A 22,362-nucleotide genomic window follows, 5' to 3' on the forward strand; every position below is an offset into this window, starting at 1 on the left:
GCGTGTGACGCAGACAACATCGGCCGGCGCCGTGGAGGCCAGGCGCGCGCTCGCCCGTGAGTTCCCCAACTGGTCGATCATCCACGCGCGCGACACGGGCCGCTGGTGGGCACTGCGGCGCCCGGACGTGGAGCCGGGGTGGCGAGGCAACGACGTCACGGAGATCATCGCGGACGCTCCTGAGCAGCTGCGCGCGAAGCTGCGGGAGATCGACTCCCCCGAGCCGTCGCCCGCGGAGCCGTGTGCCTGTGTGGCCCAGATCGGCGCCGGCGCCTGTCTCGGCCGCTGCACCCAGCCCGACCCCGACGAGACCGGCGTCGGGAGCGGCACATGAGCGACGCCGAACTCCTAGAGGCCCTCGGCCTGGCGCTCGTCGGCGAGGGTTGGTGTGTCGTTCCCTTGCATGACGACGGTCCCGTGCGGCTGCGGGTCTTCCACCCGTCCATGCCGGGCTTCGGCGAGACCGTGCGTGTGATGTCCCATCGGTCGGGGCCGTGGTTCCGCTCGTCCACGCTCGAGCTCATGGCCTGGTGCGACGACATTCCGCGCGCCGTCGCCTACGTCGAGCGGGAGTTGGGCGCGCTCGTGCGGGGGCGAGCGCCCGTGTAGACGGCCCGCGGCCCGCAGGTTGTGGCGCGCACCTGCGGGCCGCGGGTGACCAACGTCGTATGGCCGTTCTTCCCTCCCCGTGGACTCATCGGGCGGCCGTGCGTCGATCGCGTGGCGGGTCGCGGGGTGCACTGCCCCCTCAGCGCCGCGACCCGCCACGCCCGTACGACCCGGCCGACACCCGACTGTGCCCTGGACGGGCCACCACACCGGAAGGAGGCTCCCAACAGCTCCACCCCCATTCACCGTTCACGAACGGAGAAAGAGCATGACCATCACAGCCGACCGGACGATCGAGCAGACCAGAACCCGGATGCTCTGGCTCGACCTGACTCGCAAGTGCCAGCTGTCCTGCTCGCACTGCTACACTCCTCGGGCCCCGACGGTGACCACGGCACCATGACCGCTCAGGACTGGAAGCGTGTCCTGGACCAGGCCGCCGCCTGCCGCATCGAGCGCATCCAGCTCATCGGCGGCGAGCCGACCCTTCACCCCGCACGCTCGCACCCACGCCAACATCCAGCGAGCGGTCAGCCGCGGCATCCCGATCCGCATCGGGATCATCGACACGGGCAACGCCCAGCGCGTGCAGGAGACGCGCCGCGAACTGGAAGTCATCGGGGTCGACAGGATCGACGTCGACCATGTCCGCCCCTTCGGCCGCGGTGCCGACGGCCAGGCCCCGGACAAGGCCGGCCTGTGCGGCCGGTGCGGCAACGGCAAGGCGGCCATCGGCCCGTCCGGCTCGGTGTCCCCGTGCATCATGTCCAGTTGGATGAGCGTGGGGAACGTCCACGAGCAAGCGCTGGCCGATATCCTCGCCGGCACCGCCATGGCCGAGGCCAACGCCTCGATCCGAACCGTCGCCCGCTCGCAGGCGTGCGATCCCGATGGAGAGTGCTCCCCCGGCCACCCCGGGAGTGAGTGCAACCCGAGGACCTGAAGGAAGCGATGACCAGCCTTCCCGGACCAGGATTCGAGGCGCTGATCCGTCCCCACACCGGCGACCTTGCCGATATCCGCCCCACCGCGCGCGGGAATGGTTCCGCGTTCACGGGGATGGTCGAGTGCTCCCAGGGGCCGTTCTTCGTCAAGGCCGTTCCCAATCGGCCGGGCGGACGCCGCGACTCTCTGATTCGGGAAGGCCTGGTCAACCGGTTCGTTCAGCCCATCTCACCAGCTCTGCGGTGGCGTGCGGAGGATGAGGCCTGGGTGGCGCTGGGCTTCGAAGTCATCAACGGCCGCCCCTCAGACTTCACCCCCGGCTCATCGGATCTGCCCGCAATCGTCGAAATCCTCAACAGCATCGGGCAGCTGGCATTGCCGGACATCGCTCACGATTGGCTGGAGACCCGCTGGGACCGATATGCCGAGGACGGCGATGCCGACCTGTTCCGCGGCGACGCGCTGCTCTACACCGACATCCACGAGAGCAACCTGCTGATCGGGGATCGTGACACCTGGGCGGTCGATTGGTCATGGCCCACCCGGGGAGCAGCGTTTATCGACCCGGCACTCCTGGTGATGCAGCTGATCGCCAGTGGGCACGATGCTGAGGCCGCCGAGACGTGGGTGAGCGAGTGCCGAGCGTGGAAGGCCGCCGACCCAGCCGCGGTCGATGCGTTCGCCGCAGCCACGCAGCGGATGTGGCGGGAACGTGTGGAACGGAATCCTGACACGACGTGGCTGAAGGCGATGCTGGTGGCAGCCCAGGAATGGGCGGGCCACCGGGGCATTGTGGCCGGTTAGCACGGCGCCCGGGCAGCGCATGACGGCCGAGGAGATTGACGCGACGCTGCCCGCGCTGTACGCCACCGGCTACCTGGTGGACGAGGCGTTCTGGGACGGCCCCGGCTACGGCTGCTGCCCACCCGACCCGTGCATGGTCAAACCCACCCAGCCCAACCCGCAGCGGCGGGAGAACCAAGCGGCCATGACCGCGAGCGCGTCCGCTCCCGCCACGGCCTGATCACCTGGCAGGCTCTCGCACATGGCCGACTTCAATCGCACCGCACGCGTCGACTGGGAGGGCCTGCCGCTCGCCTTGCGCGAGGCCGTTGCCGACCAAGTCGGTCCCCCGGCCAAGGTGGAGACGATCGTGGAGGGCCGGCGTACACCGCTGGTCACCGCGTTCACCACCCGGGCGGGGAACCGCCTGTTCGTCAAGGCCGCCCCCGATGACGGCACCCGCGCCGGCTTGCAACTGGCCCGCGAGCAGGCCGTCGCACCGCACGTCACCGCGATCGCCCCCGAACTGCTACACGCGGTCGAGGCCGGTGGATGGCGCCTGCTGGCCTTCGACTGGGTCGATGGCGCCCGCGCCAACTGGCGGCGCACGGTTCGTCAATCCCGCCGACTTCGTCATCTGCCTGATCGCTTCAGGCCACCCGCCGCGCCAGGCCGAAGCGGTCGTCGCCGACCTTCCCGCCTGGCAGCACGCCGATCCCCTCGACCTCGACTACTACGCCCGTACCGTCGCCACGGCCTGGCTGCACGCATTCTGGAACCTGACCAACCCCTGGGCCAAGGCCGTTCTGAACGCAGCCCAGCAGTGGGTCATGCACCGCAACGCCCGAGTTCCTTGAAGCCCGCTGCTTTCACAACGGCCAAGGCAGTTTTTTGGGGGGCGGAGCCCCCTGCCCTCGCGGGAGCCCAGTGGGCGCGGCCCGAGCGGAGCGAGGACCGATTCGGGGTGTGGGGCGGAGCCCTGCCGGGGGGTGCGGGGGGCTGGCCCCCTGCCGGGGTGGGCGGACCCTGGAGGGAGCGCCAGCGACCGGAGGGGGCCGTTCGCCCCGCCTGGGGTCTGGGGGTGGCCCCCAGGTAAATACTGCTCAGCCGAAGCGGCCGGTGATGTAGTCCTCGGTGGCCTTCTGCTCCGGGTTGGTGAAGATGTTGCTGGTGTCATCGATCTCGATGAGTTTGCCGGGCTGGCCGGTGCCGGCGATGTTGAAGAAGGCGGTGCGGTCGCTGACGCGGGCGGCCTGCTGCATGTTGTGGGTCACGATCACGATCGTGTACTGGCTCTTCAGCTTGGCGATGAGGTCCTCGATCGCCAGGGTGGAGATCGGGTCGAGGGCCGAGCAGGGCTCGTCCATCAGGAGGACCTGGGGCTGGACGGCGATGGCGCGGGCGATGCAGAGGCGCTGCTGCTGGCCGCCGGACAGGCCGGCGCCGGGCTTGGAGAGGCGGTCCTTCACCTCGTTCCACAGGTTGGCGCCCTGCAGCGACTCCTCGACGATCTCGTCGAGCCGGGACTTCTTGCGGACGCCGTTCAGCTTCAGCCCGGCCGCCACGTTGTCGTAGATCGACATGGTGGGGAACGGGTTGGGACGCTGGAAGACCATGCCGACGACGCGGCGGACGGCGACGGGGTCGACGGCGGGCGCGTAGAGGTCCTCGTCGTCCAGCATGACCTTGCCCTGGACGCGGGCGCCGGGGATGACCTCGTGCATGCGGTTGAGGGTGCGCAGGAAGGTGGACTTGCCGCAGCCCGAAGGTCCGATGAACGCGGTCACCGAGCGGGGCTCGACCGTCATCGAGATGTCCTCGATGGCGTGGACGCCGCCGTAGTAGGCGTGCAGCCCGGAGACTTCGATCCGCTTGGCCATGGGGTGAATGCTCCTTGTCGAGGTTCGGTCAGCGTCCGCCGGCGGGGCGGTAGAACCGGGCGACCAGGCGTGCGCCCAGGTTCAGCAGCATGATGATCAGGATGAGCACCAGGGCGCCGGCCCAGGCCCGGTCGATGGAGTTCTGGTTGGGGTCGGACGCCTGCTCCCAGATGAAGGTGGGCAGGGAGCCCTGCGGCCCCTCGAGCGGGTTGGTGTTGATCGCCTTGGTGAAGAAGATGGTCAGCAGTAGCGGGGCGGTCTCTCCCATGACGCGGGCGACGGCCAGCATGACGCCGGTGACGATGCCGGTGAGCGCGGTGGGGAGCACGACGAAGCAGACCGTCCGCCAGCGCGGGACGCCCAGCGCGTAGGAGGCTTCGCGCAGGTCGTTGGGCACCAGCTTGAGCATCTCCTCGGTGGCCCGGACCACGGTGGGGATCATCAGGATGGTCAGCGCGAGGGCGCCGGCGAATCCGGAGTACTCGAACCCGAAGGTGAGCAGCCAGAGGGCGAGGATGAACAGGCCGGCGACGATCGACGGGATGCCGGTCATGACGTCGACGAAGAAGCTGATGGTGCGGGCCAGGCGGCCGCCGTTGCCGTACTCGACCAGGTAGATGGCGGTGAGGATGGCGATCGGCACGGCGATCACGCTGGTGATGACGACCTGCTCGAGGGTGCCGATGATCGCGTGGTAGGCGCCGCCGCCCGCGTCGCGGCCGCTCAGCCCGTTCATGGAGAACGAGAAGAACGTGCCGTCCAGCCGGGCCAGGCCGTTGGTGATCACGGTCCACAGCACCGACAGCAAGGGGATGACGGCCAGCGCGAACGCGCAGTACACCAGGACCTGGACGACCCGGTCCTTGACCTTGCGGCCGGTGGAGACTGAGGTCAGCTGCGAGCCCCTCTTGTGCGGGGCGGTCGACACGGAGGTCACACGAACTCCTTGCGGCGCGCGACGACGGCGCGCGCGGCCATGTTGACGAGCAGGGTGATCACGAACAGGACGAGGCCGGAGGCGATGAGGGCGCCCTGGCCGGTGCGGGAGGCCTCGGCGAAGCTGTTGGCGATGTTGGCGGCGAAGGTGGCGCCGCCGTCCTCGAGGATGTGCCAGTTGATGCCGGGCACGAAGGTCAGCACCATCGCGACCGCGATGGTCTCGCCCATCGCGCGGCCCAGGCCGAGCATCGAGGCGCCGATCATGCCGGAGCGGCCGTAGGGCAGCACCGACATCCGGATCATCTCCCAGCGGGTGGCGCCCAGCGCCAGCGACGCCTCGATGTGCGACTGCGGCACCTGCAGGAACACCTCCCGGGAGATCGAGGAGATGATCGGCAGGATCATGATGGCCAGCACCACGGACGCGGTGAAGATCGAGTTCTTGCCGGGGCTGTCGCCGCCGAGCAGCGGGATCCAGCCGAGCACGCTGTTGAGGAAGCCGCTGATCCCCTCCATGTGCTTGGAGAGGAAGATCAGGCCCCACAGGCCGTACACGATGCTGGGCACGGCCGCGAGCAGGTCGACCAGGTAGCCGAGCCCGGACGCGACCCGGCGCGGCGAGTAGAAGGAGATGAACAGCGCGATCCCGATCGCGACCGGGGTGGCGATCAGCATCGCCAGCAGTGAGGAGACCACGGTTCCGAACGCCAGCTGCGCGATCCCGAACTTGGGCGGCTGGGCGTTGGGGTCCCAGGCCTCCGAGGTCAGGAAGTTCGCCTGGTTGTCGCGCAGCGCCGGGATCGCCTTCCAGATCAGGAACACCGCGATGGCGGCCATGATCACCAGCACGATGATGCCCGAGCCGCGCGCCGCGCCGACGAAGATCTTGTCTCCGGCGCGTCCGGTGCTCATGCGCCGGTCGAGGGCGCGATGTTTGGCGCCGGCGGCCGTCTTGACGCCGGTCTCGGTGGTCACGGGAGAGCCTCCTCGGATGACTGCGGCTTCGTCGGAACCCGCGGCGGCCCCGCCACCGGACTGAGCGGTGGCGGGGCGGTCGTCGTCGGGATCGTGCGTCAGGACAGCGCCTTGATCGAGCCCTGCACCTTGGTCAGGACCTGGGCGGGCACCGGGGCGTAACCGATGTTGGTCAGGACCTTCTGGCCGTCCGCGCTGGCGGTGTAGGTCAGGAAGGACTTGACGAACTGGGCCTGCTCGGACGGCAGCCCCTTCTCGCAGGCGATCTCGTAGGTCACCAGGACGATCGGGTAGGCACCCGCCTCCTTGGTGGCGTAGTCGATCTCCAGGGCGACGTCGTTGCCGGTGCCGACGACCTTGGCTCCGGCCACGGCCTTGGACGCGCTGTCGGCGGACAGCGCGGTGTACTCGCCCGCACCGTTCTTGACCTTGGCGGTGGACAGCTTGTTGGTCTCCGCGTAGGACATCTCCACGTAGGAGATGGTCCCCGCGGTGTTCTTCACCTGGGCGGTGACGCCGTCGGACTTGGCGGCGCCCTGTCCGGCCGAGGCGGCCCACTTCTTGGCCGGCTCGAAGGTCCACGCCTTGGGCGCGGTGGCCTTGAGGTACTTGGTGAAGTTCTCGGTGGTGCCGGACTCGTCGGAGCGGTAGACCGGCTTGATCGGGGTGCTGGGCAGCTGGGCGCCCGAGTTCTCCTTGGCGATCGCCGGATCGTTCCAGGTCTTGATCTTCCCGGAGAAGATGTTGGCGATGGTCTCCGGGGACAACTGGAGCCCGTTCACACCCTGCACGTTGTAGATCACCGCGACCGGGCCGACCACCATCGGCAGGTTGACGGCGTTGTTGCCCTGGCAACGCTGCTTGGCGGCGGTGACCTCGTCGGGCTTGAGGGCCGAGTCCGAGCCGGCGAACGCCACCTGGCCCTGGGTGAACGCCTCGATGCCCGCGCCCGATCCGCTCGGGTTGTAGTTGAGGTTCGCGCCCGCGCACTTCTGCGAGTAGATCTTGGTCCACTCCTCGATGGCGTTCTTCTGCGCGCTGGACCCGGCGGAGTTCACCGTGGCCTTGGCGCAGTCGATGTCGCCGGCGGGCACGTTGGCCGTGTTGCCGCCCTGGTTGCTGTCGCTCCCGCAGGCACTGAGCGCGAGCGCGCCCGCAACGACCACACCGCCGAGGGCGGCAAGCCGAGAACCGTTCTTCACCGGTAGGTCTCCTCTAAAGTTCGGTAAGGGTGTCCCGAGCGGGGGCGCTGGATAGGTTTGTCCAGGTAAGGGGGCCACCGTCGTCTGCGACGGTAGGCACGGGAGGTGACCAGCCACCCCGATCCAGGTGAACGGAGAATGAACGTGAAGCACAGACGCTGCGAAGGTTGCCTCACCGGGGCATAGACAGCGGGTAAACAGCGCAGGTCACATGCCACTTCAAGGTGGGGCATACCTGGCGTTTCGGACAGTTGAGCGTTCACGGAGGACCATGAGCTTCACCGTCCATGCCCGCAAGGTCCGCGACCCCTCACTACCACAGGCCTGGCGCGCATCGGCGCTCCGCTCCTGCGTCCAGCTCTACCGGCCGATCGGCTTCCACGCGACGCTCGACTACCTGGAGGCCAAGGCCGGCCCGTTCGAACGCGACGAGGCGGCGCTGCTCCGCGCCCTGGCCCTCATCGAGTCCAGCCGCGCCGCCTGGCACGCCGCGATCCGGGAGTACGACCAGGCCCGCCGCGACGCCAAGCGCGAGGGGCACCGCAAGCCACGCTGGTCAGGGCCGTTCAGCCCCACCATTTGGTACGGCGCCCCGCAGGAGGCCGCCCTACATGCCGTCCGGTACTGGCAGGGCAGCCAACTGCCGGCCCTCCTCACCCGCAAGGACCAGACGGCACGGGCCCTGGCCGCTTGCGTGGCGGCCTGCCTCGCGTCCGAGGGCGGACTCGCCCCGGCGGATCGAGAGACCCTCCAGGTCTGCCGTGAGGAGCTGGAACGCCGTCTGCGGAACCGTCCGTCCGGGTTCGCGGACGCCGAGTACTTCCGCGTCCGCGATCTGCTGACCGTGGCCGGCCTGCTGAAGACCGCCTGCGAACCCGTCAGGGAGTGCCGTACATGACGTCGACGGTGTGGCGGGTGAAGCCCAGCGATTCGTAGAGGCGGACGGCCGAGGTGTTGGACTCGTCCACGTACAGCAGGATCTGCGGGACGCCCTCGCGCCGCAGGTGGTGCAGGCCCGCGAGCGTGAGGGTGCGGCCCAGGCCCAGGCCCTGGGCGTCCGGGTCGACGCCCACCACGTAGACCTCGCCCAGCCCGTCCGGGTGGATCTTGGTCCAGTGGAAGCCGAGCAGGCCCCGGTCGTTCTCGGCGAGGAAGAAGCCGAGCGGGTCGAACCACGGCTCGCCCTCGCGCCGGCGGACGTCGTCGAGCGTCCACGCGCCCTGCTCCGGGTGGTCGGCGAAGGCGCGGCGGTTGACCTCCAGCCAGGCCTCCTCGTCCCGGCCCGGGACGAAGGTGCGCAGCCGCACCGAGTCGGCGACCTTGAGCTCGGGCAGCGGGGCGGCGGCGGGGCGGCGCAGCTGGAACAGGGCCCGGACGCGCGCGAGGCCCTCGGATCCGGCGAGCCCGGCGGCCGCGGGAAGATCGCCGTGCGCCCACACGCGGACCGGGCCCGCGGCCTCGTCCCGGACGCGGCGCAGGAGGGCGCGGCCGTGGCCCTGGCGGCGATGGGCGGGGTGGACGACCAGTTCGGCGGAGGCGCTCTCGTCCTCGGTCGCCGGGTCCAGATGGGCGTACCCGACGATCCCGCCGGACCCGACCGTCAGGCCGTGGCCGCCGTCGCGCAGGCGCAGCAGCGCGTGCTCGGAGAGGGGCCCCACCCCGTCGGCCGCCGTGGCGGCCTCCACCAGGGCGAGCACCTGGGTGATCTCGGATCCGGTCAGCCGTGCCTCGCTCATGATCGCCAGCCTATGCGGCCGCGCCCGTCAACCGTTCCCGACCGTCTGATCAAACCGACATGCAAACGTCATGGAGGCGCAGGCAAGGAGACGCCGCGTTCTCCTACGGTGCCCGCATGACTCGAAGACGAATCATCCTGGCGTGTGCCACCGCGGCGGCCGCCGCGGTGGCGGTGGCCGCACAGCCGGCCGCGGCAGGGCCCGCCCCCACCGCGTCCGTCCGGCTGCTGTCACTGAACGACTTCCACGGCAACCTGGAGCCGCCGTCCGGCGGCTCGGGCACCGCCATCGACGAGAACGGCGCGTCCGTCCCCGCGGGCGGCGCGGCCTACGTGGCCACCCACCTCAAGCGGCTGGCCAACCGGGACACGCTGACCGTGGCGCAGGGCGACATGATCGGCGGCACGCCGCTGATCTCCGCCGCGTACCACGACGAGCCGACCGTGGAGTTCCTCGGCAAGGTGGGCGTCACCGCGTCGGCGGTCGGCAACCACGAGTTCGACGAGGGCTACCGGGAGCTGCAGCGGATCCAGAACGGCGGCTGCCACCCGGTCGACGGCTGCTCCCCGGCGGGCGAGTGGAAGGGCGCCAAGTTCGACTACCTCGGCGCGAACGTGCTGACGGAGCAGGACAAGAAGCCGGCCGTCAAGCCCTGGACGATCCGAAAGATCAACGGGGTCCGGGTCGGGTTCATCGGGCTGGTCACCAAGACCACCCCGTCGATCGTCAGCGCCGACGGCATCAAGGGGCTCACCTTCGACGACGAGGTCGCGTCGGCCGACCGCGCGGCCAAGGAGCTCAAGAAGCGGGGCGTCCGGTCGATGGTCGTGCTCGTCCACGAGGGCGACCAGACGCCGGCCGGGCAGCGGCCCGACGCGTGCGGGGTCGTCCCCGGCGCCGGGACCCGCATCGCCAAGGACGCCGACCCCGAGATCGACGCGGTGCTGTCCGGGCACACCCACCAGCAGTACATGTGCTCGGTGACCGACCCCGCGGGACGGCCCCGGCTGTACTCGTCCGGGTCGTCGTTCGGACGGGTCGTCAGCCAGGTCGACTTCAAGGTGGACCGGCGCAGCGGCGACGTCGTGCGGTCGTCCCTGAAGGGCGACAACCACGTGGTCACCCGGGACGTTCCGGCGGACCCGTCCACCGAGCGGTTCGTCCAGACGTGGAAGGACCGGGTCTCGGCGATCGCGAACAAGCCGATCGGCAACATCACCGCCGATCTGACCCGGGCCGCCTCGCCCTCCGGTGAGACCGCGCTCGGAGACGTGATCGCCGACGCGCAGCTGGCGTCGATGAAGGAGCACGGCGCGCGGATCGCGCTGATGAACCCCGGCGGCGTGCGGACCGACCTGGTGCACAAGGCGTCCGGCTCCGAGGGCGACGGCGTCGTCACCTACGGCGAGGCGTTCGCGGTGCAGCCGTTCAACAACGTCATGGGCGTGGTGTCGCTGACCGGCGCGCAGCTCGACAAGCTGCTGGAGCAGCAGTGGACCGGCTCGGGCGAGAAGATCCTGCAGCCCTCGGCCACGCTGCGCTTCACCATCGACCGGAGCAAGCCGGTCGGGGACCGCGTCTCGGGCATCACGGTGGACGGCGCGGCCGTGGACCCGGCCGCGGCCTACAAGGTCGCCGCCAACAACTTCCTGCTCGGCGGCGGGGACGGCTTCACGACGTTCACCGAGGGGAAGGACCAGGTGCTCGGGCCGATCGACCTGGACGCGTTCGTCGCGTACTTCGGCGCGAACTCCCCGGTCGCGCCGCCCGCCCTGAACCGCATCTCCGGTCAGTAGAGGACCGGCGGGAACGGTGGCCGGTGGGGCTCGTCCTCACCGGCCACCAGCGTTCTCAGGGCACTGCTTTTCAGGACGCGGCGTTCAGGGCGCGGTCTTGGTGACGCGCACGCTGTCGGCCTCGCGGCAGCCCGCCGGGAGCGCGCGGTACCAGATGTTGTTCTCGCCGTCCCGCGGGGTCGAGCGGATCGTCGACTGGCACGCCGGTCAACCGCCGCCGGTCAGGCGCCGAAGAGGTGGACGAGCCAGTAGACGACGGCGGCCACGGCGGCGGCCATCGGCATCGTCAGCACCCAGGCGATCACGATGTTGCCGGCCACGCCCCAGCGGACCGCGGACAGCCGCTTGGTCGCCCCCACCCCCATGATCGACGAGGTGATCGTGTGGGTGGTGGAGATTGGAGCGTGCCAGATGTAGGCGGCCGCGTAAAGAATGACGGAGGCCGTCGCCTCGGCGGCGAACCCCTTGGGCGGATCCAGTTCGATCACCTTCCGGCCCAGCGTCCGCATGATCCGCCAGCCGCCCGCGTAGGTGCCCAGCGACAGCGCCCCGGCACAGGAGACGATCACCCACAGCGGGACGGTGCCGCCGTCGGAGTGCCCGGTGGTGACCAGGGCCAGCACGATGATGCCCATGGTCTTCTGGGCGTCCTGCAGCCCGTGCCCCAACGCCATCGAAGCGGCCGACAGCGACTGCGCGATCCGGAACCGGCGGCCGACCCGGCTCGGATGGGCGCGCCGGAACGTCCACAGGAGGCCCACCATCACCAGGTAGGCCAGGAAGAACCCGACGACCGGGGAGACCACCATCGGGATGGCCACCTTGTCGACCACCTTGTCCCAGCTGACCTGGGACGCCGAGGCGAGACCGGCGCCCACCACACCGCCGATCAGCGCGTGCGAGGACGACGAGGGCAGCCCGAAGTACCAGGTGATCAGGTTCCAGGTGATCGCGCCCAGCACGCCCGCGGCGACCACGGTGAGGCCGTGCAGCCCGGTCGGCGGGGTGATCACCTCGCTGACCGTCTTGGCCACCTCGACGCCCAGCAGCGCGCCGATCATGTTCATCACGGCCGCCATCAGCAGCGCCGCCCGGGGCGTCAGCGCCCGGGTGGACACCGAGGTGGCGATCGCGTTGGCCGCGTCGTGGAAGCCGTTGGTGTAGTCGAAGACCAGCGCGACCAGCACGACCAGGACCAGCACCGCGGTCTGCGCGTCCGAACGCAGCCCGGCCGCGCCCGCCGCCATGACCAGCAGCACGCCGACCAGCAGCACCGGCCAGAACCTGACCGGGCCGCGGCGGGCTTGCTCGGCCAGCGTCGGCGTGGCGCCCGGCGGCTGGTCCTTGACCGGCGTCTTGGCGGCGAGCCCGGCCGCGCCGCCGGAGCCGGCGGCGGCGGGGGCAGGGGCTGGGGCGGCCTTGTCGTCGTCCTCGGTGGCGCGGCCGGTCACGGGGGCGTCCGCGGCGTCCGCGGAGGTCCTCACCTCGCCCGAGGAACTCATGACTCTTTGACCGCGATGGTCTCGACCGTGTTGGCCACGTGCTCGAAGGCGTCCGTGGCCTCCTCCAGCCGGTCGATGACCTCCTTGAGCTTCATCACCGTCAGCGCGTCGTACTGACCGCCGAACAGGTGCGCCAGCAGCTTGCGGTAGGCCTGGTCACCCTGGTTCTCCAGCCGGTTGATCTCGATCCAGTACTCGTTGAGCTCCTTCATCGAGCGCAGCCGGGGCATCGCCTCGGCGGTCAGCTCGGCGGCCCGCTCGAGTACCTCGACCATTTGCACGATGCCCTTGGGGAACTCGTCGATCTTGTACAGCACGACGAGGTCGGCGGCCTCCTCCATCTCGTCCATCACGTCGTCGATCGTGGAGGCCAGCCGGTAGATGTCCTCGCGGTCGAAGGGCGTGATGAAGGTTTCGTTCAGCCGGCGCATGATCGCGTGAGTCGCCTCGTCGCCCGCGTGCTCGCACGCGCGCATCTTCTCCGCGATCGCTTCCCGGTCGGCGCCGTCGCTGATGAGCTCCACGAGCAGCCTGGCGCCGGTGACCAGGTTGTTCGCCGAGTCGGCGAACATGTCGTAGAAGCTGTCCTCACGCGGCGTGAGACGCAAGCGCACGTTCGTACTCCTGAAGTGCCGTAACGGTCCGCTGAGGATCGTAGGCGCAACCAGGCGTAAAAAGAACCTTTGCCTCACCTTCGGCTGCCGTCCGCCATCCTCTCACCTACAAGATTGCCCCTTGAACAACAATGCACACGCCCGCGACAGGCCCCTATCGGCCCGGAGCGGGCCGGTTTGCCGAACGGAAACATGCTGCGCGACCATAGGGTCACGAAGTGTAGTCGAGTGGGACGTGAGGTAACTAACACGACAGAAGAGACAGGAGTGTTAAAAGTGGGCCGCACAGGAGCCAAACCGGGCAAAGCGGGAGCCGGGGTCGAGCAAAGCGAGAGCCGGGGTGCACCGCCTCAGGGGCGACCCCGGCCCGTAACGGAACTATCGGTCCTGTGACGTCAGCTCGCGACGACCGGCCTCAACGGAACGGACCCCGAGCACCATGTCGATCTCGGCCAGCGTCAGCGGCCGCTCGGCCGCCGCCACCGCGCTGAGCATCTCGGCATAGAGTTCGATCTCGTCCAGCGCGACCCGGTCGTGGACACGCAGGTCAAAAGCGTGCACCGCGTCCACCTCCGTTCGTTCCCCACACCCGTATCGAGGCTACGCGCCCGCACATCGCGGGCACATGACCCAAGAGGACCATTCACGGGCCACTCTCATGACCGGTCTTCCCGGTCGCGGGGAATGGATGCGGACTATCCGCCGATGGTCACCCGCGCTCCCGGAAATCTCCCATCATCTGCTCCAGGGGCGACTCGGGCAGGTCGCGGGCGGTGAGACGGGCGACGGTGGCCGCGTTGACGTCGGCGCCGGCGAGCCGTGCGGCCTGCCGGGCGACGGTCTGCTCGAACAACTGCCGGACGGTGCGGGCGAAGGCGAACTGCGGGTCCTCCCGCAGCCCCGCGAAGCGGGCCAGCAACTCCACCCGCAGCTCCTCGTCCAGGATGTACAGGTCGCGCTCGGCATAGGTCTGGAACAGCCCGACCAGGTCGCGGTCGCCCATGCCCTCGAACTCCAGCGTCCGGCCGAACTCGGAGCCGAACGAGGGGTTGCCCGCCAGGAAGCCCTCCATCTCGGGGGCCAGGCCGGAGCAGACCACCATGAGCCTGCGGCCGCGCTCGCGCATGCACCGCCGCAACTCGTCCACCACCTCGGGCGTGCGGTCGAGCCGGTAGCCCTCCTGGATCAGCATCACGCCGCCGAGCGCCTGCTCGACCATGCTCGCGACCCGGCCCTCGGTGTCGATCCGGTCGCGTCCGGCCAGATGGACCGGCCGGCAGGCCACCACGTGCCCGGAGTCCAGCAGGCCGAGCGCGGCGTAGATGCCGCCGAGCAGCCCGGCCACCGTGGTCTTGCCGGTACCGGACGGGCCGACGAAGACCAGGTGGAGCGGTTCCCCGCCGCCCACGCCGTGCCGGGCCCGGTCGGCGGCCAGCCCGGCCTCCTCCGCCAGCTCCCGCACCGCCTGCTTGACCTCGCGCAGGCCGGTGAGCTGGTCGAGCTGGCGCAGGTAGCCGTCGATGTCGCCGGGCGGGCGCAGCGCGGGCTCGATGCCCTCGGCGACGCCGGCCAGGTCGTCGGGGGTGAGGACGAGCCGGTCCCGGGACGCGCCGCCGGCCCGCTCGAGATGCCGCTGGCAGGACTGGTCGAGGTAGGCCTCCACGAGCCGGGCGTTCACCAGGTCGCCGGGCCCGCGCAGGCGGTCGAGGTCCGCGCGGGCGGCCTCCAGCGCGGAGGACCCGATGGTGACCCGCCGCTCGTCGGCGAGCAGGTGCAGCAGCGTCATCCGGCGGTCGAGATCGCTGAAGTCGGGCAGCCGGTAGACCCGGAACCCCTCGATCAGGCGCGGATGGTCCTGCAGCAGCCGCTTGTACGCGCGCGGCTCGCAGGTGGCGATCAGGGGCGCGGTGGCGGCGGGGCCGCGGCGGGCCCGGCGCACCGCGGTGGCGGCGGCCACCGGATCGCCCGCGCCGGTGATCGCGACGTCGAGCCGTTCGAACAGGATGGCGGGGCCGGACCGGGTGAGGATGCCCGGCAGCCGCTCGGCGGCGGCGTCGCGGACGTCGTCGGCGTCGTGGGCGCGGATCGCGCCGTCGCCGAGCCCGGCGTCGGCCAGCGTCAGGGCGATCAGCCGGGCCAGCCGCCGCTGGCCGCTGTGCGGGGCGCCGACGATCAGCACGTTGGGCACGCCGGAGTTCGGGGACGGGCCCTGGTCGATACGGGTCGCGTCGCCCACACCGGCCGCCCCGCCGGCGCCGCCGGCGCCGTCCAGCATGGTCGCGGGGCCGGAGTCCAGGCGGGTGGCGGGGCCGGGCCCGCCGTCCACCCGGGTCTGCTCCATGGCCTCGCCGCCCCCTGGGGGGCTCCACTGCTCGGCCTGGACGCGCAGGCCGTCGAGCAGTTCGCCCGCGTCCTGCGTACCGGAGACGAAGCTGATGCCGAACCGCTCCACGGAGCGCCGCTCGGACCGGTCCTTGGGCGGCGGGATCTGGTGGACGGGCGTCTCGGGGGACGGGGTGTCGTCGAGGAAGTCGAAGTTCCCGACCATGGTCTCGGACATGATCCGCGTCCCCGGACCGGCGCCGCCGCCTCCGGCAGGGGCCGGTGGCGGGGGCGGGCCGGGAGCCTGCTGCTCGGACGCGGCCTCTTCCAGATCGCCGGCACCGAGCACCCGCGTGCGGGGATGGTTGTCGGGCTGGGCCGGGGGGACGGGCGGCGGGGCCTCCTGCTGATGCGCGGCCGGCTGCTGCGGCATCGGCGGCATCGGCGGCATCGGCGGCTGCTGCGGCTGCTGCGCGGGGGGCTGTTGCATAGGCGGCTGGCCACCCGGCCCTGGGGGCGGGGGCTGGACGGGCTGCGGCGGCCCAGGAGGCTGCTGAAGCGGAGCGGGGGGTGCCTGCGGAGCCCCGGACGGCTGGTATCCGAGCATCGTGTAGGGAGGAACGACGTCCTCCTCCGCCTTCTCCTCCTCGTGGGAAGGGAAGTCTGGAGGCGGTGCGTACCCCTGCGGGCTCGGGGCCGGTGGGCTCGGGCTCGGGGCCGGTGGGGCCGGTGGGCTGTACGCCGGCTGGGGCGGCTGCGGCGGTTCCGGGTTGGGCGGTGCCTGCGGAACGTTCGGGGCGTTCGGAGCGCCGGGCATGCCGAAAGCGGCCCCCGGAGGCGGCACCTGCTGCGCAGGCCCGGGGGCAGGCGCCGCGCCGGGCCGGTTCAACCCGAGCTGGGTATACGGCGGAACGACGCTCTCCGCCTTCTGTTCCCCGTCGGAACCGGAGAACCTGGCCATCTGAGGGTCCGGTGGCGCGAACGCGGCCGGCTGCCCTGCCGGGGGCTGAGCCGGAGGCTGCACGAAGGGCCGGTCCGGCTCCGCCGGAGGCTGCGACGGCGGACGAGCCCCTGGAGGGAACCCGGGCTGCGACTGGGCGCCGTATGGCGGCGGCGGTGGTGAGGCTTGCTGGGAGCGTCCAGGCGACGAAGGGGCCATGGTGGGAGCCCCGGCGGCGGCCCGGACCCGGCTGCGGCCCATGAGACCCGCCACGACCGCGTTCGGGACGGGGAAGCCCCTGGGCCGCGCGGGCATGCCCCCGGCGAGCTTGCACCAGGCCAGGTCCAGCTCGTACATCGTCGCCAGAAGAGTCTCGGCGCCCTTTCCAGAGACCGATCCCAGGGGCCTTGGCAGCCGCAGGTCCTCCGGCCATAGGCGCCGTAGAGGATGCCCGTTCTGGTGCAGCACGGCCTGGACCGTGTAGCGAACCTCTGGGTCGAGCCACGGAACGACGTTGGCCGCCACGTCCTTCCGGACGACGGCCAGGTCGGACGCCAGCAGCGCGGCGGCCACGAGGCGCGGCTCGATGTAGGAGGGGTCGCTGGGGTCTCCTACGTGACGCGCGACCTCTTCAGAGAGAGAGTAGAAGGCGTGCCGGAAGTTATCGCCGGGTGAGCTTTCGTTCCGCAGCGCGGGCACCAGGTGGGGCGGGCATCGGGTGAGCCACTGCTGCACGATCGCCTGGTCGCCGTAGGGCAGCGCCCCGTAGTCGACGGTCGGGTTGCTGAGGGTCGCGCTGAGCATGGCCAGCAGGGCGTCGGCGCGAATCTGGAACCGGGTGTCCTCGCGAAGCGCGCTTGCGACGGCCCACATCGTCCGCAGCACGACCACTGCCGCGTCGACGCGGCTGGCGCGCAGCCGTTCGGCGTAAAGCGCGACCAGGGTTTCCAGAGGAGGAGGGGTGAGCCAGCGCGGCCCGTCCACATCGGGCAGCGGCTTGGCCAAGTACTGCTTCCAGTGGTCGAGCATCTGCGCGTCGAAGCGCGAGTCGAACACCGGGGCCGCGCAGCACCACTGCATCACGCCCCAAGAGGCGACCACGGTCGAGGGCGTTTGCGGGTTGAACTGCGACGACCAGTGCGGGTACTCCTGCACGGACAGCGCCGCGGCCGAATCCACGGTCGCGCGCACGCGCAGGCTCAGGTCGTTGTCGAACCCGCGCCCAACGAACGGCCGTGCCGCGGGCGGGTCGAAGGAGAAGTCCGGGCCCGCAGGGACGACATGTGGCGGCAGCGTGGGCGCCTGCCCGCCGCCCTGGGCGGCGGGCCGGGCCGCCATGCGGACCTGCGGCGCGCTGGGCGGAGGGCACAGGTACCACTGGCCGTCGGAGGGGTGCAGCCGGTACCACCTGGCCCACGCCCCGAATACCCACCAGGTGCCGTCGGGCAGGACGAGGAGCCGTCCCCCGATCGCGTGCTGGCGCTGCTGAGGCGGCGCCGACGGCCACCATCCGGCCGCCACCATCGCGCGCGTGTCCCGCTCTGCCGCCGAGAACGGATCTTCCCCCCTCGGGGGGCTGGGCGGCTGAGCACTGCCATAGCCCGGTCCCCACACCACGTGGTCATCGTAGTCAGCCCAAGACCGACCGAACTCCCCGCGAGCACGACAAATTCGCGTACGTGCAGGTCAAAGCCCTTCTTTCCAAAGGGATCCGCGATGTCCCAAAGGAAGGCCTCCGCCCCGGGCTTCGCAGGCGCCCTTAGACGCCCGGACGCCTCAAGTGGTTCGCCACTCCGCGTTCGCGTGGCGCCGGGCCTTTTCCACGTAGCTGGGCACGGTGTGCTCCAGGATGAGGCGGTCGGCGTCGGTGAGCTCCCGGACGACCTTCCCGGGGACCCCGGCCACCAGCACGCCCGAGGGGATCTTCTTGCCCTGCGTGACGAGGGCGCCGGCGGCGACGAGGGTCCCGGCGCCGACGCGGGCGCCGTTCATCACGATCGCGCCGATCCCGATCAGCGAACCGGTCTCCACGTGGGCGCCGTGCACCATGGCCTTGTGGCCGAGGCTGACCCGGTCCTCCAGGACCGCGGGGGTGCCCGGGTCGGCGTGCAGGCAGCTCAGGTCCTGGATGTTGCACTCGTCCCCGACGATGATCTCCTCGTCGTCGCCGCGCAGCACCGAGCCGTACCAGACGCTGGAGGCCCGGCCCAGCGTCACCCTGCCGACCACCACCGCGCCCGGCGCGACCCACGCCTCGGGATGGATGCGCGGCCCGTTCTCGCCCAAAGACCCGACATAGCTCATGGCGCCGATGGTATGACCGGCCGGCGGAACGGCGCGGCGGCGGGTCGGGAAACCGGACGTCGCGGGCCGCGGAGTGAGTCGGCCGCCGCACAGCGACAGACACGAAATTTCCTGAAATCTGGTGACTTGACGGCCCACTGTGGACGAAGAAACTGCAGCGGGAACAGGCATTCCGCTTGCGCGAATGGGGTGGACCGGACAAGAGTCGACCCTGGACGTTTCCGATGATGTGCAGCCCACCGTGGCGCGCGCCGCCGTGGCACGCGGGCGAGGATGCACGAGCTGTGCTGTCTCCGACCCTGACGGGGTGATCACCCCCGCCAACGACCCCCAAGGCACCATGAGCAACGAAGCAGAAATCCTGCCGAACCTCCTCCGCGAGGAGACCTTCGAGATCGTCATGCGCGGCTACAACCGCCGCCAGGTCGACGAGTACATCGCCCGCAGCCAGAACCAGATCCGCGAGCTGGAGACCCGGCTCGCCCGCGCGCTCGACGACGTCGAGCGCACCCGCCGCGAGATGGCCGAGGTCCGCGAGGCGCGCAAGCCCACCGGAGACGACCTCAGCGACCGGCTCCGCCAGATCATCAACCTGGCGGAGGACGAGGCCAAGGAGAAGGTGGCCGAGGCCGAGTCCAAGGGCGCGCAGATCCGCAAGGACGCCGAGCAGGAGTCCAAGCGGATCATCGACGAGGCCCGCTCGCACGCCGACAAGGACCTGTCCCAGGCCGAGCAGAAGGCCGAGCAGGTCCTGGCGGCGGCCAAGAAGGAGTCCGACAGCGTCCTCAGCGCGGCCACCCAGGAGGCCGAGCAGACGGTGACCAGCGCCCGGCTGGAGGCCGAGCGCACCCTCACCGCGTCCGAGCGCCGGGCCAGCGTGATCAACGAGGGCGCCACCCAGCGGCTCACCCAGCTCACCAAGAACCACACCCAGTCGCTGCAGCGGCTGACCGAGATCAGCGAGACCCTGCACCGGCTGCTGACGGCCGAGAACGAGGCCGGGCCGCTGGAGAAGATGGTCGAGGACGCGGTCAAGCAGCACTCCGGCCCCGTCCAGCCCGCCCCGGCCCCGCAGCGCAAGCAGCCCGCGCCCGCACCGTCGCCGGCCCCCGCCGCCAAGGCCCCGGCTCCCGCCCAGGCCCCGGCTCCGGCCCCGGCTCCGGCCCCGGCTCCGGCCGCTCCGGCTCCCGCCAAGCCCGCCGGAGCACCGGCCCCGATGTCCACCCCGGTCGGCGCCTCCAAGCCCGCCGCACCCGCCGCACCCGCCGCACCCGCCGCGCCTTCGGCGCCCAAGCACGCCGCCCCGACGCCGGGCGCACCGTCCGTCGCCGGCCCCGCGCCGTCCGCACCGTCCGCGCCCGCCACCGGTCCGGGGGCGCCGCCCTCGGGACCCGGCCAGCCGCACCCGGCGGTCAAGAAGCCCGAGCCCGAGCCCACCATGGTCGACAAGCCGGCGCCCGCGGCGCCGTCCCAGCCCAAGGCCGCTGACCTGGACGAGCCGTCCGACGGCCCGCTGCCGCCGTCCGGGCGCGGCCCGGGCGAGCCCGGCTGAGCGTCCGGCACGGAGGTTCGTTGGCATCCGAGTGCGGTGCCCGGCGGTTCGCCGGGCACCGCACTCGCTTTGTAGGATCTCGGCCATGAGCGAGGCGGTTCGGGAACGGCGCGGCACCCCACGGCCGATCCGAATGCTGGGCGATCCCGTCCTGCGCACCGAGTGCGATCCGGTCCGCTCGTTCGACGCCTCTCTGGAACGGCTCGTCGACGACATGTTCACGTCGATGTACGAGGCGCAGGGCGCCGGCCTCGCCGCCAACCAGATCGGCGTCCCGCTCCAGCTGTTCGTCTACGACTGCAAGGACGACAAGGGCCGCCGCCACGTGGGCCACGTCGCCAACCCCGCGCTCGTCGCCGCCGACGGCGAACTCCTCGAGGAGCCGGAGGGCTGCCTGTCCCTGCCCGGCCACCACTTCACCACCGCGCGCCACGCCCTCGCGGTGGTCGAGGGCGTCGACATCCAGGGCGAGCCGGTCCGCGTCGAGGGCACCGGTTACTTCGCCCGCTGCCTCCAGCACGAGTGCGGCCACTTGCGGGGCGAGGTCTACATCGACGTTCTCTCAGGCGAAGCCCGCCGCGAGGCCATGCGAGCCATCCGCACCGCGAAGCTGTAGAGGGATCCGTCGCCCCGCTACATGGACCGCGGTTGCTGGTCGAGCCGCCCGTCCTGGGGCCTGGCCCCTCCCACCGCGCTGAGAGTGACCGGAACAGGGCCTCGACCGGGAGCGTCAGTGCCAGCGGTTCGAGCGCTGCTTCTTGATGTCGGAACGGCGGCGCTTGTTCTCCAGGCGGCGCTCGTTGATGCCGCGCGGGATCTTCTTGGGGATGCGCTTCTTGGGCGGTGGCGCGATGGCTTCGGAGAGGATCGCGGCCAAGCGCGCGCGGGCGGCGTCACGGTTGCGCGCCTGGGACCGGTACTCCTCGGCCCGGATCGTCAGGACGCCGTCGTTGAGGCGTCCTGCCAGCCGTTCCAGCGCGCGCCGCCGGTAGGGCTCGGGCAGCGACGGAGAGTTCGCGACGTCGAACGACAGCTCGGCCGCCGTGGCGCTGGTGTTGACGTGCTGGCCGCCCGGCCCCGAGGAACGGGAGAAACGCCAGCCCAGCTCGGACTCCGGGATGGAGACCGAGCCGCGCACATGGATGTCGCCGGGCATGCCCCGATTATCCCTGCCGTCGCGCGATCATGTCGCATCGTTTTCCTCAGGAGCCGGCGGTGAAGGCGCGGGCGCCCTCGGCCCAGGTGCGGTCCAGGTCCGAGCCCTCGGGAAAGCGGCGGTCGATCTCCAGGATCACCATGCCGTGCGCGAACGCGAACAGCGCCTGGGCCAGGTACGGTTCGCCCACCGCGAGGAAGAACGGCTCGCCCGCCCAGTCCTCCAGGCCCGGGGCCAGGCGCTCGCGGGGCAGCGGCCCCTTGGTGCTCAACCGGTAGAGGTTGGGGTTGGCGAGGGCCTGCGCGCGGTAGGTGCGCAGCAGCTCCAGGACGGGCCGTTCGGCGGCGAGGGCGGCGCGCATGGCGGCACCGAGCTCGGCCAGGCCCCGCTCGATGAGGGCCGCCTCGACGGCCGTCTTGTCCGGGAAGTGCTTGTAGAGCGAGGGCGCGCGGATGCCGATGCGCTCGGCCAGGACCCGCATGGTCAGGGCCTCCGGGCCGCTCTCCTCCACGAGGTCGCGGGCGGCCGAGACGATCTCGGCCGCCCGCGGTGTCAGCGGCGTGAGCGCCGGTTGACGTTTGGTCACCGGCCCATCTTCTCAACCCTCGCCTTCAGGGCCGCGTTCATTGCCGCGAAACCGTCCTGGACGTCCAGGGCCTTTCCGGCGAAGGGCACCAGCACGCCGGTGAACGTCTCGCCCTGGACCAGCCGCGTACGGGTCCCGTCGCCGATCGGCTCCAGCGTGAAGTAGTGCTCGCCGTCCACCACGCCGGGGACCCCGAAGCGGCCGAGCCAGCGCAGTTCCCGTCCCGGCTCGGCGACGCGGACCGTGGGCGAGAAGGTCATGGTGCCGCCCTTGTTCGACAGCTTGTTGGTGAGCTTGCCGCCCTTCCGGACCTCGCCCTCGGAGCTGATGATGAACGGGTTCCACTCGGGGTAGGCGCGCAGGTCGGCCAGGACCGCCCAGACCCGGTCGGGGGCGGCGTCGATCTCGATCTCGTGCCGCAGCCGTCGCGGGGAGACCAGCGTCTTGATGTACACGGCGGCGGGCAGCGCGACCAGCACGACAAGGATCACGATGAGGGTGGCACGGAGCGGCATGTCGAA

The 22,362-nt window shown here is 71.1% G+C and carries 24 protein-coding genes; 11 read left to right on the top strand and 13 right to left on the bottom strand.

Annotated elements, in window-relative coordinates:
- The first annotated feature begins 4 nt into the window (after window positions 1-4).
- The 7 genes from ABD340_RS22530 (at window position 5) to ABD340_RS22560 (ending at window position 3,194) form a co-directional block, all read left to right on the top strand.
- Entirely contained in the window at window positions 5-334 is a 330-nt protein-coding gene (locus ABD340_RS22530) for a hypothetical protein (protein WP_344591361.1), read from the top strand.
- Window positions 331-609, top strand: coding sequence for a hypothetical protein (locus ABD340_RS22535; RefSeq protein WP_344591362.1), 279 nt, complete (start codon window positions 331-333; stop codon window positions 607-609). The genes ABD340_RS22530 and ABD340_RS22535 overlap by 4 nt, the downstream gene beginning before the upstream one ends.
- Before the next feature lie 268 nt (window positions 610-877).
- Complete coding sequence (locus ABD340_RS22540) at window positions 878-1,012, top strand: hypothetical protein (protein WP_344591363.1); 135 nt, start codon at window positions 878-880, stop codon at window positions 1,010-1,012.
- An 18-nt stretch (window positions 1,013-1,030) separates the two neighbouring features.
- Window positions 1,031-1,552 (top strand): SPASM domain-containing protein, encoded by a 522-nt coding sequence (locus ABD340_RS22545; protein WP_344591364.1) that lies wholly within the window; start codon window positions 1,031-1,033, stop codon window positions 1,550-1,552.
- A complete protein-coding gene (locus ABD340_RS22550) occupies window positions 1,534-2,358 on the top strand; it encodes a protein kinase (protein ID WP_344591366.1) in 825 nt (274 codons plus the stop codon). Before ABD340_RS22545 ends, ABD340_RS22550 begins: the two co-directional genes overlap by 19 nt.
- Before the next feature lie 19 nt (window positions 2,359-2,377).
- On the top strand, window positions 2,378-2,578 hold the full coding sequence (locus ABD340_RS22555) for a hypothetical protein (protein WP_344591367.1): 201 nt from the start codon (window positions 2,378-2,380) through the stop codon (window positions 2,576-2,578).
- A 340-nt stretch (window positions 2,579-2,918) separates the two neighbouring features.
- Window positions 2,919-3,194: a hypothetical protein gene (locus ABD340_RS22560; RefSeq protein WP_344591368.1), complete on the top strand. Its 276-nt coding sequence runs from the start codon at window positions 2,919-2,921 to the stop codon at window positions 3,192-3,194.
- A gap of 246 nt (window positions 3,195-3,440) precedes the next feature.
- On the opposite strand, the gene pstB is transcribed toward ABD340_RS22560, so the two are convergent.
- The 4 genes from pstB to pstS all read right to left on the bottom strand — a co-directional run bounded on the left by pstB (window position 3,441) and on the right by pstS (window position 7,333).
- The gene (gene pstB / locus ABD340_RS22565; protein WP_344591369.1) at window positions 3,441-4,217 is read right to left on the bottom strand and encodes a phosphate ABC transporter ATP-binding protein PstB; all 777 of its coding nucleotides are present in this window, start codon (window positions 4,215-4,217) and stop codon (window positions 3,441-3,443) included.
- A gap of 28 nt (window positions 4,218-4,245) precedes the next feature.
- Window positions 4,246-5,154, bottom strand: a complete 909-nt coding sequence (pstA, locus tag ABD340_RS22570) for a phosphate ABC transporter permease PstA (protein WP_425547421.1) — start codon at window positions 5,152-5,154, stop codon at window positions 4,246-4,248.
- The gene (pstC, locus tag ABD340_RS22575; protein ID WP_344591370.1) at window positions 5,151-6,131 is read right to left on the bottom strand and encodes a phosphate ABC transporter permease subunit PstC; all 981 of its coding nucleotides are present in this window, start codon (window positions 6,129-6,131) and stop codon (window positions 5,151-5,153) included. Before pstC ends, pstA begins: the two co-directional genes overlap by 4 nt.
- Window positions 6,132-6,229: 98 nt before the next feature.
- On the bottom strand, window positions 6,230-7,333 hold the full coding sequence (gene pstS / locus ABD340_RS22580) for a phosphate ABC transporter substrate-binding protein PstS (protein ID WP_344591372.1): 1,104 nt from the start codon (window positions 7,331-7,333) through the stop codon (window positions 6,230-6,232).
- Between the two features lie 271 nt (window positions 7,334-7,604).
- Between pstS and ABD340_RS22585 the strand changes: the two genes are divergently transcribed.
- Window positions 7,605-8,231, top strand: coding sequence for a hypothetical protein (locus ABD340_RS22585; RefSeq protein WP_344591373.1), 627 nt, complete (start codon window positions 7,605-7,607; stop codon window positions 8,229-8,231).
- Here ABD340_RS22585 and mshD read toward each other — a convergent pair.
- Window positions 8,212-9,069: a mycothiol synthase gene (gene mshD, locus ABD340_RS22590; RefSeq protein WP_344591374.1), complete on the bottom strand. Its 858-nt coding sequence runs from the start codon at window positions 9,067-9,069 to the stop codon at window positions 8,212-8,214. The two genes, ABD340_RS22585 and mshD, sit on opposite strands and share 20 nt — an antisense overlap.
- Window positions 9,070-9,185: 116 nt before the next feature.
- Here mshD and ABD340_RS22595 point away from each other — a divergent pair, with 116 nt between their 5' ends.
- Complete coding sequence (locus ABD340_RS22595; protein ID WP_344591375.1) at window positions 9,186-10,865, top strand: bifunctional metallophosphatase/5'-nucleotidase; 1,680 nt, start codon at window positions 9,186-9,188, stop codon at window positions 10,863-10,865.
- Window positions 10,866-11,086: 221 nt separating this feature from the next.
- Here the strand turns inward: ABD340_RS22595 and ABD340_RS22600 are convergent, their stop codons facing one another.
- The 5 genes from ABD340_RS22600 to ABD340_RS22620 form a co-directional block, all read right to left on the bottom strand.
- Window positions 11,087-12,112, bottom strand: coding sequence for an inorganic phosphate transporter (locus ABD340_RS22600; protein WP_344591666.1), 1,026 nt, complete (start codon window positions 12,110-12,112; stop codon window positions 11,087-11,089).
- A gap of 251 nt (window positions 12,113-12,363) precedes the next feature.
- Complete coding sequence (locus ABD340_RS22605) at window positions 12,364-12,981, bottom strand: DUF47 domain-containing protein (protein WP_344591376.1); 618 nt, start codon at window positions 12,979-12,981, stop codon at window positions 12,364-12,366.
- Between the two features lie 378 nt (window positions 12,982-13,359).
- Window positions 13,360-13,551 carry a hypothetical protein gene (locus ABD340_RS22610; protein WP_344591377.1) on the bottom strand — a complete coding sequence of 64 codons (192 nt, stop codon included), beginning with the start codon at window positions 13,549-13,551 and terminating at the stop codon, window positions 13,360-13,362.
- Window positions 13,552-13,690: 139 nt separating this feature from the next.
- On the bottom strand, window positions 13,691-17,767 hold the full coding sequence (locus tag ABD340_RS22615; RefSeq protein WP_344591378.1) for a P-loop NTPase family protein: 4,077 nt from the start codon (window positions 17,765-17,767) through the stop codon (window positions 13,691-13,693).
- 252 nt (window positions 17,768-18,019) lie between these two features.
- Window positions 18,020-18,547, bottom strand: coding sequence for a gamma carbonic anhydrase family protein (locus tag ABD340_RS22620; RefSeq protein ID WP_344591379.1), 528 nt, complete (start codon window positions 18,545-18,547; stop codon window positions 18,020-18,022).
- A gap of 307 nt (window positions 18,548-18,854) precedes the next feature.
- Between ABD340_RS22620 and ABD340_RS22625 the strand changes: the two genes are divergently transcribed.
- Complete coding sequence (locus ABD340_RS22625; protein ID WP_344591382.1) at window positions 18,855-20,099, top strand: DivIVA domain-containing protein; 1,245 nt, start codon at window positions 18,855-18,857, stop codon at window positions 20,097-20,099.
- Between the two features lie 85 nt (window positions 20,100-20,184).
- Window positions 20,185-20,715 (top strand): peptide deformylase, encoded by a 531-nt coding sequence (gene def / locus ABD340_RS22630; protein WP_344591384.1) that lies wholly within the window; start codon window positions 20,185-20,187, stop codon window positions 20,713-20,715.
- 114 nt (window positions 20,716-20,829) lie between these two features.
- Here def and arfB read toward each other — a convergent pair whose 3' ends face one another.
- Genes arfB through ABD340_RS22645 form a run of 3 tightly spaced genes read right to left on the bottom strand, consistent with a single transcriptional unit; the run spans window position 20,830 to window position 22,356 of the window.
- Entirely contained in the window at window positions 20,830-21,255 is a 426-nt protein-coding gene (gene arfB, locus ABD340_RS22635) for an alternative ribosome rescue aminoacyl-tRNA hydrolase ArfB (protein WP_344591386.1), read from the bottom strand.
- Window positions 21,256-21,301: 46 nt separating this feature from the next.
- The gene (locus ABD340_RS22640) at window positions 21,302-21,841 is read right to left on the bottom strand and encodes a TetR/AcrR family transcriptional regulator (protein ID WP_344591388.1); all 540 of its coding nucleotides are present in this window, start codon (window positions 21,839-21,841) and stop codon (window positions 21,302-21,304) included.
- On the bottom strand, window positions 21,838-22,356 hold the full coding sequence (locus ABD340_RS22645; RefSeq protein ID WP_344591389.1) for an SRPBCC family protein: 519 nt from the start codon (window positions 22,354-22,356) through the stop codon (window positions 21,838-21,840). The genes ABD340_RS22640 and ABD340_RS22645 overlap by 4 nt, the downstream gene beginning before the upstream one ends.
- Between the last annotated feature and the right edge of the window lie 6 nt (window positions 22,357-22,362).

The organism is Actinomadura vinacea (assembly GCF_039532545.1).
Taxonomy (GTDB): domain Bacteria; phylum Actinomycetota; class Actinomycetes; order Streptosporangiales; family Streptosporangiaceae; genus Spirillospora; species Spirillospora vinacea.